The organism is Streptomyces sp. NPDC086023 (assembly GCF_044540325.1).
Lineage (GTDB): Bacteria > Actinomycetota > Actinomycetes > Streptomycetales > Streptomycetaceae > Streptomyces.
The window spans coordinates 93430-106193 of the sequence record NZ_JBITRX010000002.1; the positions used below are offsets into that span (position 1 = coordinate 93430).

At 71.0% G+C, this 12764-nt stretch carries 14 protein-coding genes; 3 read left to right on the forward strand and 11 right to left on the reverse strand.

Annotation, left to right across the window (positions count from 1 at the left end; genetic code table 11):
• Positions 1 to 636 (reverse strand): DUF4365 domain-containing protein, encoded by a 636-nt coding sequence (locus ACIF6F_RS03725; RefSeq protein ID WP_399940764.1) that lies wholly within the window; start codon positions 634 to 636, stop codon positions 1 to 3.
• A gap of 67 nt (positions 637 to 703) precedes the next feature.
• On the reverse strand, positions 704 to 1738 hold the full coding sequence (locus ACIF6F_RS03730; protein ID WP_399940767.1) for a serine hydrolase domain-containing protein: 1035 nt from the start codon (positions 1736 to 1738) through the stop codon (positions 704 to 706).
• Positions 1739 to 1931: 193 nt separating this feature from the next.
• Between ACIF6F_RS03730 and ACIF6F_RS03735 the strand changes: the two genes are divergently transcribed.
• The gene (locus ACIF6F_RS03735) at positions 1932 to 2963 is read left to right on the forward strand and encodes a phosphotransferase (protein WP_399942114.1); all 1032 of its coding nucleotides are present in this window, start codon (positions 1932 to 1934) and stop codon (positions 2961 to 2963) included.
• On the opposite strand, the gene ACIF6F_RS03740 is transcribed toward ACIF6F_RS03735, so the two are convergent.
• From ACIF6F_RS03740 to ACIF6F_RS03770, 7 genes are all read right to left on the reverse strand, one after another.
• On the reverse strand, positions 2960 to 4045 hold the full coding sequence (locus tag ACIF6F_RS03740; RefSeq protein WP_399940769.1) for a glycosyltransferase: 1086 nt from the start codon (positions 4043 to 4045) through the stop codon (positions 2960 to 2962). The two genes, ACIF6F_RS03735 and ACIF6F_RS03740, sit on opposite strands and share 4 nt — an antisense overlap.
• Positions 4042 to 4656 carry a hypothetical protein gene (locus ACIF6F_RS03745; RefSeq protein WP_399940771.1) on the reverse strand — a complete coding sequence of 205 codons (615 nt, stop codon included), beginning with the start codon at positions 4654 to 4656 and terminating at the stop codon, positions 4042 to 4044. Before ACIF6F_RS03745 ends, ACIF6F_RS03740 begins: the two co-directional genes overlap by 4 nt.
• Positions 4653 to 5531, reverse strand: a complete 879-nt coding sequence (locus ACIF6F_RS03750) for a PIG-L deacetylase family protein (protein WP_399940772.1) — start codon at positions 5529 to 5531, stop codon at positions 4653 to 4655. Before ACIF6F_RS03750 ends, ACIF6F_RS03745 begins: the two co-directional genes overlap by 4 nt.
• Positions 5532 to 5545: 14 nt before the next feature.
• Positions 5546 to 6277 (reverse strand): glycosyltransferase, encoded by a 732-nt coding sequence (locus tag ACIF6F_RS03755; protein WP_399940774.1) that lies wholly within the window; start codon positions 6275 to 6277, stop codon positions 5546 to 5548.
• Positions 6274 to 7158, reverse strand: a complete 885-nt coding sequence (locus tag ACIF6F_RS03760) for a phosphotransferase (protein ID WP_399940776.1) — start codon at positions 7156 to 7158, stop codon at positions 6274 to 6276. Before ACIF6F_RS03760 ends, ACIF6F_RS03755 begins: the two co-directional genes overlap by 4 nt.
• A gap of 20 nt (positions 7159 to 7178) precedes the next feature.
• Positions 7179 to 8039 carry a glycosyltransferase family 8 protein gene (locus tag ACIF6F_RS03765; RefSeq protein WP_399940779.1) on the reverse strand — a complete coding sequence of 287 codons (861 nt, stop codon included), beginning with the start codon at positions 8037 to 8039 and terminating at the stop codon, positions 7179 to 7181.
• Positions 8040 to 8219: 180 nt separating this feature from the next.
• Positions 8220 to 8612: a hypothetical protein gene (locus ACIF6F_RS03770; protein ID WP_399940782.1), complete on the reverse strand. Its 393-nt coding sequence runs from the start codon at positions 8610 to 8612 to the stop codon at positions 8220 to 8222.
• A gap of 166 nt (positions 8613 to 8778) precedes the next feature.
• On the opposite strand from ACIF6F_RS03770, the gene ACIF6F_RS03775 reads away from it, so the two are divergent.
• Together ACIF6F_RS03775 and ACIF6F_RS03780 are read left to right on the forward strand one after the other, a co-directional pair.
• A complete protein-coding gene (locus tag ACIF6F_RS03775) occupies positions 8779 to 10053 on the forward strand; it encodes a Tat pathway signal protein (protein ID WP_399940785.1) in 1275 nt (424 codons plus the stop codon).
• A 23-nt stretch (positions 10054 to 10076) separates the two neighbouring features.
• Positions 10077 to 10655, forward strand: a complete 579-nt coding sequence (locus ACIF6F_RS03780; RefSeq protein ID WP_399940788.1) for a GNAT family N-acetyltransferase — start codon at positions 10077 to 10079, stop codon at positions 10653 to 10655.
• Positions 10656 to 11196: 541 nt separating this feature from the next.
• Here the strand turns inward: ACIF6F_RS03780 and ACIF6F_RS03785 are convergent.
• Both ACIF6F_RS03785 and ACIF6F_RS03790 read right to left on the reverse strand, forming a co-directional pair.
• Complete coding sequence (locus ACIF6F_RS03785; RefSeq protein ID WP_399940790.1) at positions 11197 to 12060, reverse strand: DUF2637 domain-containing protein; 864 nt, start codon at positions 12058 to 12060, stop codon at positions 11197 to 11199.
• 30 nt (positions 12061 to 12090) lie between these two features.
• Complete coding sequence (locus tag ACIF6F_RS03790) at positions 12091 to 12741, reverse strand: ATP-binding protein (protein ID WP_399940793.1); 651 nt, start codon at positions 12739 to 12741, stop codon at positions 12091 to 12093.
• Between the last annotated feature and the right edge of the window lie 23 nt (positions 12742 to 12764).

The window sequence follows — 12764 nt, forward strand, 5'->3', positions numbered from 1 at the left end:
TCAGTGCACCCCCGCGCTGCCGGAGAGAAGAATGCTGCGCGCCATGTCGAACATGCCGCGCATGGACTTCACCGAGAGCTGTTGCTCCTCAGGGAGGCTGATCGCGGTCGTGGCCCGGCTGGCCACCGAGTGGCGACCGTGCAAGCAGGCCCAATATCCGTGACAGGCGAGCACGACGGAATCCGAGTGCTGGGTGACCCATAGTTCGAGGTTGGGTGGCACCACCAAGAGCACCAGGTGCCCAGGTGCCGAGCGTTCCGTGCTGCGCAGCTTGTCGTATGTCTCAACATCTAGGTCGAAGCTGTACCCGCCTCGGATGACCCGCGGACTCTGCGTGCACTTGAGCTGAATGTCGACCATTAGGCCGCGATCCCGGAGAGTGACGTCCACACCGTCTTTGTCGACGTTCCACTCCCCCACGGTGTAACCGCCTTGGGAAGCGAGTGCGTGTACGTACGCGCGGCTGATCTGTTCCTTCTGCCAGCTTGTCGCTTCGCCTGCCACGCGCCCTCCCCCTCGCTGCTTGATCGCGAGAATAGGTGCGGGTGAAGCATGTGGGAACAGGGCCTCAACATCTCGATCGTTAGCAGGAGTCGGCGACGCTTCTTTTTCGCCACTTGTGTCCAGCAGGGCCACGAGTCCTCGTCCTTGAAGCCGTTTGCGGTCGATGACAGCGGCGTCTGCTTTGGGCCGCACGGTAGCGTCAGGCAAATGACTCCTGGCGGAAGGCGTCACGGACATCGCTCAGCGGCTGGCGGTCGCGGGTGTAGTAGAGCTTGTTGGTCAGCAGTACTGCCCACCTTTCCTGGGCGGGGGAGACCCACATGCCGGTGCCGGTGAAGCCGTAGTGGACCCAGACGTCCTGGTCGTCAGCGGTGCCGGGGGCGGGGTGCCAGAAGAGGCCGCGGGCGGGGGTGAGGGCGCCGGTCTGGAGGCGGAGGGAGTCCTTGATCCAGGTCGGACCGAAGGCGGCCTGGGCGGGGGCGAGCATGTGGCGGAGGAAGAGGGCGAGGTCGTCGAGGACGGAGAAGGTGCCGGCGATGCCGCAGAAGCCGCCGAGGAGGCGGGCGGAGAAGTCGTGGGCGGTGCCCATGAGGTGGGTGCCGGTGGACTCGTCGTACTCGGTGGGGGCGCAGCGGGCAGCCTCGGCGGCGGGGAGGGGGCCGAAGCCGGTGTGGGCCATGCCCAGGGGGTGCCAGACGCGGGCGGTGGCGAGCCGGTCCAGGGGCTGACCCGACAGGTGCTCGGCGAGGTAGCCGAGAACGAGGGCGGCACGGTCGGTGTACTCGACGGCCTCGCCCGGCGGGCGGTGGAGTGCTTCGTGGAGGACGCCGTCGCGGATGTCCTGGGGGTCGGTGCCGTAGAGGTTCTTCAGGTTGGCGCGCAGGGGCAGGCCTGCGGTGTGGGTCAGGAGGTGGTGGGCCGTGGCCCGGGCCAGGGGGTGGCCGGCGACCTTGTCCCAAAAGGTGCCCAGAGGGGCGTGGAGGTCGAGCTTGCCCTCTTCGACGAGCGTGCCGATCGTGGACCAGACGGCGAGGATCTTGGTGAGGCTGGCCACGTCGAAGACGGTGTCCAGCCGCATGGGCTCGTCGGGCCGGTCGGGGTCGAGGAGGCCGACGGCTCCGCTCGCGCGGGTGCCGTCGGCGTCCCCGACCGCCCACACCGCGCCGGGGTAGACCTCCTCGCGCACGCCGGTCTGGAGGAGGTCTTCGATGCGGGCGGTGGAGGGCGTGGTCATGGTCTCCCGATCGTCGTACGGCCGCCGGTGGTCCGTCGGCCAGGGTAGTGAGGCAGCCGGGACGGTTCCGGCTCCGCCACGGACGGAGTCAGGCGAGCCGGTGGGGGCGGGCGATTCCGGCTCGCTTCTTCCTCCGACTCTCTGTCGGGGCCTCGGTGACGAAACCAGCTGCGAGGTTCGGCATCGGCGTACCGTGCTCGGGGTGACGGATACGACTCGAGAAGACGGTCTGGCGGCAGTGCTGCCCACCCTGTCCGACGCGTTCGGGCTGGGCGCGGTAAGCGATCGGCAGTTCCTTGCCCATGGCCTGATGAACCGGAACTGGCGTCTCGTGACGGCGGCCGGCGTGTACGCGCTCAAGGAGATCACCGACGTTCCTCTGCCGAAGGCTCGCAGGAACCTCGCGGTCCTCGTGGACCTGGCGCGGGAGGGCATCCCGGTGCTGGCGCCGCTGGTCGACGCGAGTGGGGACTTGGTGGTCGAAGTTGGTGGTCACGGCTACTGCGTCCTGCCGTGGGTGGACGGTGAGCACCTTCAAGGGACGGACCTCCCGCTCGACCAGGTCCGCGATCTCGGTGCTCTCCTGGGCCGCTTGCACGAGGGCTTGCGGCGGCACGGGCCCGGCCCGGTCCCGGAACAGGCACCGGTGGCGAAGGTCCGCGATGTGGCCGAGGCAGAGCAGGCAGCTGCTGCGCTTCTGAGCCGCTTCCCGGCCGATCCGGTGACCGACTTCGACAAGGCCGCCGCCGAGGCTCTGTACAGCCGCCGAGGTCTCCTCGCCCGGTACGCCGATGCCCGGCCGGACGGCGAGGTGCCGGCCGGGCCGTACGGGTGGACGCACGGCGATTTCCAGTACCGCAACCTGCTGCGCCGGGACGGCCGGGTGGTGGCGGTCCTGGACTGGGACCGGCTCGGGGTCCGTCCGTACGGGGAGGAGGTCGCGCGGACCGCGCAGGTGCAGTTCGGGGTCGGTGGTGGCTTCGACCTCGACCGCGTCGCCGCGTTCTGCTCCGGATACCGGTCCGTGATCAATCTGGCCGAGGGTGACCTCGCCGACGCGGTGAAGCGGCTGTGGTGGAAGCGGCTGACTGACTTCTGGCAGCTGGAGTTCTACCTCGACCGCCAGGACCCCACCTTCGGCGAGATGTTCCTGACGGACGAGGCACTGCTGAACTGGTGGACAGACCGCGCCGACGAGGTGCAGGCCGCCTACGCGGCCCGTTAGCCGGCTGCTGCTACCGCCGGGATCAGCCCGGCGGCAGCCAGCTCGGGCAGGCACGGCCGGACCAGCGGTGTTGCCCCGGCGCGGGCCTTCGTGCCGAGACCGGTCCGGTCGGCCGACTCGATCGCCTGCACCCAGCCGTCCACGTCGTCGGGGTGGAGGCAGATTCCGCCGTCTCTCACCGCCTCGGGAATGCCGCCGCGGGACGAGCCGATCGTGGGGACGCCGTGGAGTCCGGCTTCCACGATCACCCGGGGGAAGGCGTCCTCGACCTGGGAGGGCACGAGCAGCAGGTCGTTCGCGGCGTAGATCGGGCCCATGGCGTAGGTGCGGGGAACCCAGTGGACGTTCGGGTACGCGGTGAACTCGCCAGCCGGGTCCCACCAGCCCTCGACGAGGGTGAACCGGCAGGCGGGCAACCGGAGGATGAGCTGGTGCAGGAGGGCTGCGCCCTTGGCTGGGATGGGGTTCACCATCAGCACGCCGCCGGGGACGCGGCTGGCTGTGCCGCGCCCCGCGGCGAGGAGGGGCCCGGCGCCTTCGGCCGGCGCGAACGGCGGGTAGAAGACGACCGCCTTCATGTCGGCCTGGGCCTGGGCCCGTCCGGCGACGAACTTCGACGTGGCGAGGGCGACGTGCGGTCGGCCGTGGAGGACGCCCATGCTGTTGGCCGAGACCGAGTGCAGCCATCCGGCGACCCGCGAGGACCGGCGGGCAAGGGCGGCGAGGTCGGCCGCCCGTTCCTGCGAGGTCACCACCAGCTCCGGCCGGGCCTCGGCCAGGAGGCCCTTCAGCGTCGCTTCCACCCTGTCTTGCGGCACGGCCCGGCACGAGACGCCGTTCCACTGGTAGCGGACCTCTCCGCCGGCCTCCTCCCACACGGTTCCGTGGGCCCGGAGGTGGGCGCGCAGGTGGCCGATCTGGGCGGACCCGTTCCAGGGGGCCTCGTGGCTGCCGAGGTAGACGACCCGCCAGCCGGCCCGGACGAACTCTTCCGCCAGGAGCTGCTGGGAGACCTCCGCGCCCCCGATCAGCAGCGGTGGCGGGGTCCGCCGCCATGCGAACAGCACCGTCGGGCCGGTCACCGGACACCCGCCCAGTACGTGAAGAGGGCTTGCACGACGGCGGCAGTCTCCTGCCGGTCGCCGTCCCCGGAGGCGATAGCCAACTCCGCAGTCGCCGGGCTGCGGACGGGGCGGCAGAAGTAGTCGCGGAAGTGCGTGAGGAAGGCGGGGTCGTGGAGGAAGTACTCGGGCTCGACCTCATGGTGTCCAGCCGCCTTGCGCCGCAGGTGCAAGAGCTCGGGCGTCACGTCCAGGTACAGGGTGTGGTCCGGCCTGAGGTGCGGCATCTCCTCGACCCGCCGGCACAGTTCCGGCAGGATGCCGAAGCCGTGGATCTCGTCCATGGCTTGGGCGTGGGCGAGGAGGGTGTCGACGGTCCGGTCCAGGACGACCAGCCCGCCGTGCCGGCGGGCTGCAAGCACGCGCTCGCCCTCGATCTCCATGAACGTCACGAACGCCTCCACCTGCTCGGCGGCGGACCGGGTGGCGGGGGTGGGGATGTCCTCGCGGCGCGCGAACGACTTCACGTAGCAGGGGAAGAACATCGCGTCCCGCATCGCCGGCACCCGGCGCAGCCGTCCCAGGGCGGAGGTCTTGCCCCCGTAAGAGGGGCCTTCCAGTCCGAGGATCACCACGACCCCCCGACCCGGTAGAAGCGTTCTGCGAACTGGCCGCGTGGACGGCCGTCCGGGTCGGGCAGCAGGTTGGCGGCGACGGTGTGGGCGTGCCGGATCGGCCGGTACATCTTCCGCGCGGGGTGCATCTGCGAGCCGTGCATGTGGAGCAGGGTCACCTTGTCCAGGGCGGTGCCCGTGATGTCCTCGACCTCCGGGGTGAGGATGCCGCGTGCCCGCTGCCGGAACAGTTGCCGGTCGCATCCGGACAAGGCGTATGTGGACCAGAAGGCGGCGTCCTCCCAGAACCACCGGCAGCCCAGGCGGCGCGCCGCCTCGTGGACGGCGAGGTGATCGGGGTGTCGGGTGACGGCGGCCGGGGCGAGCAGTTCCGCGTCGTCCATCCGGTCCAGCACCTCGGCGAGCTCGGAGGTGATCCGGTCCACCTGCGCGGGCACGGGTGCCCGGTACGGCTTCTCGGCGTCCTTGTGCCCCAGCCCGACCCGGGCCGCTCCCAGGGGCAACAGGGACTGGGCGGCTTCGCGGTCGCGGAGCTCGGAGACCGCCTCCACGCTGTTGTAGGTGCTTTCGAGGGAGGGGTGGACGCTGCGCGAGCGGGTGAAGACGGTGACCACGGTCAGCGGTCGGGGACGGGCGAGGAAGGTCCCTGAGGCGGAAAGGACGAAGTCGTCGTGGTGGGGTTCGATGACGACCACCGGACGCCCGGACGGCTTGCGCGGCTCGATCCAGTACGGCGCGAGGGTCAGCGGCGCCGTCAGCGTCATGATCTCCTTCGACCCGGTCAAGGAGTCCATCCAGGACCGGTGCGCGGTCAGGAGGTCGGTGGGGAAGGTGTAGATGCCGTCGGCGTCCGGCAGGGGAAGGCGGGTCACCTGAGGTTCTCCGATCATCGGATGGTGGTGGCGTACCAGTTGCGCCAGAAGCGGGGCGAGGTCAGGCCGAGGCGGACAATCAGCGGGTTCTGCCACCAGAGCATCCGGGCCGTGGACCAGGCGTCGTAGCGGCGGGTGGAGGGCCGCACGCGAAGGTTTTCGAGGACCGCAACCGGCCCGCCCGTGCGGCGGCCGTAGGCGGTCAGTCGGGCGAAGAACTCCATGTCCTCACTCATGAAGTAGTCCGGCCGGTAACCGTGTACAGCCTTGAAGGCGTCTCGGGTGCAGAACTGGTTGACGCCTTGGGCGCCGCCGTGGCGGGCGCGGTGATGGTCCCAGTAGGCGCAGAGCAGACGGGCCCCGAACCGGGCGGGGGTGTAGAGCGGTGGGATGGCCCCACCGACGGCCCCGGCGTCCATCGCGGCCACGGCGGCGGTGATCCCCTCCAGCGGTAGGGCCACGTCGGCGTCGACGAAGAACAGCATTCGCCCCTCGGCTGCGCGGGCTCCGGTGTTGCGGACCAGGCCGATGCTGCGGACCAGCTCTGTCACCACCTTGGCCCCCAGCTCCTTTGCGACGGTCGCGGTGTCGTCGGTGGAGGCGTTGTCCACCACGATCACCTCTCCGACGAGGCCGGAGAGGGATTCCCAGGCTCGGAGGGACGCGAAGACGGTGGGCAGGTAGCGGGGCAGGTACTTGGCCTCGTTGTATGCGGGGATGATCACCGACAGATCGGGATCGGTCACAGCACGGTCCTTCCTGGTTGCGGGGGCAGGGCAAGGTGCAGGCGTGCCGCCCAGGCGTCGCGGTCGCGGCCCTCCCGTTGGGCGGCGTAGGTCCAGCCGCGTACGGCTTGGAAGGCCACGTAGGCGTCCAGGAGGCGGGTGTCGAGGGGCCGCCCGTAGGCGGCGGCCATGAACATCCGGTCGGACGGTTCCAGGGCGTCGCAGGTCACGAGGGTCTGGGCGAGGTCGTATTCGGGGACTTCCACGGTCGCGGCCTCGAAGTCCACGAGGTAGTCGGGGAGGCGAAGCCGGCCGTGTTCGCCGGAGGTGAGGCGTAGGTCGTCTCCGCGGACCACGTTCTCCAGGTGGAGGTCTCCGTGGCACCACACCAGCCGTTCCACGCGGGCCCCGGCTGCGATGACTTCCAGGGCGGGCGCGAGCCGGACGAAGAGCTGTTTGGGGCAGTGGGTGGCAAGGGCGCTGACCTGCTGGCCGATGCCCGGCGCCAGGGGGACGCCGGGCGGGGCCTTGGTGCTGTGGAAGGCCGCCATCAGCAGGGCGAGCCGCAGCAGGGCCGCGGGACGTGGGATCTGCCCGGCCCGGACGGCGCGGCCCAAGGTGCTCGGTCCGGCATCGGCGGTGACCAGGGCTGAGACTGTCAGACCGGGAACGGGGCCGTGCCCGATTACGACCGGTACCCGCACCCGCCCGGCGGCGGTGACGGCGGCCAGGAGGCGGGCCTCGTCGGCCGCTCCGTGGTTGGTGTCGGCCGCGAACAGCTTGACCACCACCCGGCGGCCGTCGGCGAGACGGACGCGGTAGACAGCCGTCTTCGGCCCACGGCGGACCCGGACCGTCTCGGCCGGAGCCGACCCGGCCAGCTCCGCGCAGGCTCGCTCCACTGCCGGGAGCGTGCCGCCGGTCACCGGGCGCCCGCCCCGGCCAGGTGCCGCAGGGTGCGGTGCATCTGCTGCCGGTAGACACGTACGTCCTCGGTGCCGGGGCACGAGCGCATCCACGGCTTGTGGCCCCCGACGAAGTGCACCACGTGCCCGTCCCGGCGGGTGACCGGACGGCGGAGGACCCTGCGGACCCAGTCCCCCCGCTGGAGGAACCGGTCCACCTCGAACCGGTTGAACATCGGCCCGACCGGGTGCGCGGCCCCGGAGGACAGCAGCCAAAGGTTCAGGGCGCACTGGTCGTTGTGCTTGATGTACTGCCGTCCGCCGACCAGGGCCCGCTGGACCCCGGCCCGCATGGGGGCGAGCATCGGCGCGGGCACCCACAGCATCCCGGCGTTGAAGTAGGTGCGCCCGACGAGGTGGGGCCAGCGCTCGGCGACTCCGGGGAGTGCCGGGCACTGCCCGACGGCCGGGTTGAACTCGTCCTGCACGGCGCCGATCCGGTCCGCTGGCAGTCCGTCCAGGGGCGCGGAGACGTCGCCGCGCACGTGTACGTCCGCGTCCACGTAGATCAGGAACGGCCGGTCGAGGAAGCCGGGGGTGAACCCGAACCTCAGGTAGGTGGCGACGGAGATGTAGGCGGTGTCCGCCATGACGCTCTCGGCCGGCGGGGTCTGCCAACGCAGGTCGAAGGAGCCGAACCCGCAGCGGCGGGCGAAGGACTCCATCACGGCGGCCTGCCCCGGGGACAGGCCGTTGGTCAGTACCCGTACCGCGCTCTCGCGGCGGTCGGCCACCGGCAGGTGGTCGGCGACCGACCCGAGCGTGACCAGGGCGGGCAACAGGTAGCGGCCATCGACGCACATGCCGATCGCGTACACGCGGGTGCCTCCAGGGCGAGATTCGACGGGCCCGGCGCGAGCCGGGGAACGGTGGCCGCCTCCTCGCCCGTATGTGGAGGAGACGACGGTCGGTGGGGCGCTGTTGTCACCTGCCGGGGCCGGGCAGGTGGTGGGGCTTCCGGTAGCGGCGCCTCCGGGCAGGCCGGCGCCGGAAGCGGTTCAGGTAGACCGCAGGAGGTCCGTGTACCGGGCGAGGTAGGCCACTGACTTGGCCAGCAGCCGCAGCGCTATCGCCGGATCGCTCCCGCAGTCCCGGGTGACCTTGCGGGCGAACCGCACGGTGCCGGCCGCGATGTCCTTCTCCCGGCTTTCCGGCAGTAGGTCCGCGTACCGTTCGGCAGGCACCGCGAGGGTGTGGACGTGCTCGCGCAGCCGATCCCGCAGCCGGACGGCCGCCTCCCCGGCCGGTTGGTGGTCGGCGAGGGCGAGAGCGGCCTCGACGTCCCCGGCGACGGCGGCAGTCGCAGAGGTGATCGCGGTCTCCTGGCCGGCGGAGGTGACCGTGGCTGTTTCGCTCGGTACTGCTGCCACATCGCGCGCGAGTACGGTCACGATTCCGCTCCCATCCGGCTGCTGCCAGTTCAGCTGTGCGGACAAGTAACCCGCGACCGAGCTGCGTTGGACATGACGAATCGGCTCGTGCCTACTCGCGTGACCACTGACGAAAAGTCCCGACCTCCGCTACCTCGGACGTCGGCCCCACCCCTACCGTGGCTGCATGGTGCGGAAGCGGAACGCGGAATTAGAGACCTGGATGAAGGAACACGGGCTCGGTGCGGGCGCTCTTGCCGAGCAGGTCAACGACGCCATGGCAGACCTCACAGGCCACCGAGGCGCCGTCACCGAACGGACGGTCTACCGGTGGCTGTCGGGAGAGAACCGCTCGCCCCAGGATCGCCAGTGGCAGGCCCTGGAGGTCGTCTCCGGGCTTCCTGCGACCGACCTGGGGTTCGTGCCCCGCGCCCGCCCCCGCCCCACAACGCCCCCGGCACGACTGGAGGACCCCGTGCTCGGCCGTCGAAGCTTCATCTCCGTAGCCACCGGCGCCGCCGTCGCCGTGTCCACCGGCACTGCGACCGTAGCCACCCGACCCACCGTCGGGCACTCCGACGTCGACCGCCTGCGCGTCCTCCTGGCCGAACTGTGGCTACTGGACGACCAGAACGGCGGCGGCCCCGTTCTGGAGAGGCGCGCCGCCGACCTCGCCGCCCGTACGCTCAGCCTCCAGCAGCACGGTTCCGCCAGCCAGCGCGTCCGCTCCCGCCTCTACGCCGTCGCCGCATCCTTCACGGCCTTCGCCATGTTCTCCGCCATCGACGCCCGCCGGCTGGGGGAGGCCCAGCGCTACCTGGAGCAGTCCGTCACCCTCGCAGGACTTTCCGGAGACGGACAGGTCCAGCACCAGACCTGGCGGTACGCCGCCATGCTCGCCGGACAGCGGGGCCGGTACGCCGACGCCCTTGCCGCGGCCGAAGCCTGCACCGGCACCCGGGCGCACCGCACCGACCCCCTCTACGCCTCGCTGACCCACTCCCGGATCGCCCTGACCGCCGCCAGCCTCGGTGACAAGACCCGGGCCCTCCGAGCCCTGGACCGGGCCCATGGCGCCTACGACCGAGCCGATCCCGCTGAGGCCCGTCCGTCCTCCGTCGCCTTCTACACCCGGGGCGAACTCCACGGGCTGACCGGCATCACCCACTACAGGCTCGGCGAAGCAGAGAAGGCCGAGTTCCACGCCCACCGGTGCATCGCGGACCTCCGCGACGACCAGCACCGCAACCGCGCCTACTACCTGTCCCAGGCGGCCCTCGCGCAGGTCGCGCAGGGCGACGTCGAGCAGGCCGTGGCCACCGCCACCCGCGTCATAGCTCCGACCGGCGCCGACTCGGGCCGGGTCCCCCATCTCTTGGGCAGCTTCACCTCCGCACTCAACCAGGCGGCCCCCAAGTCCGCCGTCACCCTCCAGTGGAACGACCGCACCCGCACTGCCTGAACCGTCACGAGACAAGGAGCACCATGCCCGTCCCCGAGATCACCCTTCACCGCTACGGCACCGATCAGTTGGCCATCATCCGCCCCACGCTGGTCGGTGTGTACGCCGAGGTGTACGAGAAGGAGATCGGCGAGGACCCGTTCTTCTCCGTCGACCGCTTCGAGGGTCGTCTCACCGGCCACTCCTCCCGCCCGTCCTGGGAGGCGGTGGTCGCCTACGACGGTGGCGAGGCCGCCGGCTACGCCTACGCCGCGGCCCTGCCTCAGAACACCGGCTGGTGGGCCCACATGCTCCAGCCGCTTCCCGAGGCGGACACGACCGAGGACGGTACCCGCACCCTCGCCCTCTTCGAGATCATGGTCCGTGCTCCCTGGAGGGGCACGGGCCTGGCGCACCGGATCCACGAGGAACTGCTGGCCGGTCGCACCGAGGAACGCGTCACGCTGCTCGTCGAGCCCGGCCACCCGAAGGTGAAGGCCCTCTACGAGGGGTGGGGGTACCAGCACATCGGTGATCAGCAGCCGTTTCCCGATGCTCCGGTGTACACCACCATGCTCCGCGCACTCCGGTCTGATGGCAGTCCATCTGTAGGGCGGTCCTGAGGCCTGGAACCGTCCTGAGGGCGGCTCGGGCGAAGCAGGCGACGGTGACGCCGACGACCCTGGCGGCGGTCGCAACGAGCGCGTGCTCGTCGTTCAAACGGACGCTGCACACTTTGGAGCGCTGACCGTCCCTGTGGATACGTCGTTGTGTACGAGGCTCAGGCGCGGTAGCGAAGGTGCACGCGACTTCGCGCACGCAGTCTGCTGCTCTTTCCTCGGCTGCGATCCGCCCTCGGTCGCTGCCTGGTGGACCGGTGCCCCCTGGCTCCGGTCCGCTCCCGCAACTCCAGGGGCGGGATTGGTCGAGACGCTCTCCCCCGACGGGGAAGAGCGTCTTGGCCGATAACTTGCTCCATCTGGGGCTTGGGTAGGGGCCGCCTGCTTGGAGGTTGTGGGGACGTGTGGCAGTGGGGTCGTCGTGCAAGAGCGTGCCTCCTGTTGGTCGGGCTGGAACGGCTTCGGGGCTGTGGGGATGGGCGTACGAACGCCAGCTCGCGCCGCGACTGATGCGTGGGGGAGCAGCGTGACTTCGGGCGGAGGCCTACGCGGCGTCCGCTCTGCCGCTGTCGAGTTCGGCTTGGACCTGCCGGGTGATCTTGTCCCGCCGGTCCCTGCCGATGGAGAGGCCGCGTGCACGGACAGCCGTCTCGATGTGGCGGCTTGACGCGCGTCCATCGCGTCCGAGCGGGGCGGTGAGGGCGATGGCGAAGAGCTCGTCGTCGGTGGCGGCGGGCTTGCGACCGGTGCGCTTCTTTGGCGGGACGTGGGCTTCCGCCACTTGGTCGGTCTCTTTCGCCACATCGACTGATGCGCCCTGTGCGGCGCCAGCCGGAGTGGGGCGGTCACCCTCGTGGCCTGAGTGCCGTTCCGGGTCCGGGAGCTGGGGTGTGGCGGAGTGCCCGCGGGGGCGGTCCAGGTCCGCAGGATGCGCTGAGGGTTCCCCTACCGGACGGCGACTGTGGCGGGACTCCTCGGCAGCGACGTGGCGGTGGATCTGCCGCATGAGGACGCCGAAGGCGAAGAGCGCGGCTGCTGGTGGGACAGCGGCGACGACGTAGTCGAGGGCTGGGGCCGGTACGCCGTCGGACCTGCTGACGCCGGCGACGTTCAGGGCGATCGAGCCCAGCGATCCGGCTGCGGTGAGGGCGATCGCCCACCCGTCGGCTTCTCGGCGGAGGCTGGCGCGGAGCATGAGCACTTCGCCGGCGACGATGAAGGCATCGAGCGTGGCGGGCCATGCCCACTGGCGGGTGGGGGAAGTCCCGAGGCCGTGCCGCCCCGCGACTTCGGCCAGGTGGGCGTAGGAGAGCCAGAATCCTGCGGCGGTGAGAGCGATGATGACGCAGCCTGCGACGGCGAGGGCGTACCGCTCGGCCGTCTGCGTGCGGTGGGACGTGGTGGTCAAGCGGGTGGTGCTCCAAAGGGGTGGGCGCGTTCAAGCGGCGGGGGTGCGGCGGCGGTCGGGCCCGTCGAGGATGACCCGGTGGGTCATCTCGGAGAGGCGGGAAGCGACGCGGTCGCCGAGGGCGGTGCGGAGCTTGGCGATCGGGAGGTTGGTCGTGAGCAGGGTGGGGCGCAGGTACTCGTACCGGTGGTTGATCAGCCGGTAGGCCAGCTCCTCCGTCCACTCGCTGCCTTTGGCGGCGCCGAGGTCGTCCAGGACCAGCAGCGGGCAGCGGGCCAGGGTGTGCAGTTCACGCTCGGCATCGAGCCCTGGCCGTGGCCTGAGGCGGGCGTACAGGTCGGCGGCGGTGACGGCTTCCCAGCGCAGGCGGACGCCGGCTGCGAGCAGGCTGCGGACGGCCCCGTAGGCCTGGTGGGTCTTTCCGGTGCCGGTGGGGCCGACGATCAGCAGCGATGGGCCCTCTGCGATGCCCCGCATGCCGGACGGGCCGGGGCGCCCGGCACGCACGACCTCGTCCACCCAGGCGGCGACCTCGGGGTGATCAGCGAGGGCCTGCCGGTAGCGCGGAGGGATGCGGGCGTCGGCCAGTGCCAGGGACGTGACCGGTTGGGACGCGGGCTCCGGTTCCTGCGAGTCCACGATGGACGGGTCCATGCCCCGGCGGCGCAGGATCCCCGCCATGGCCCGGACGACGTGGTCGGCGG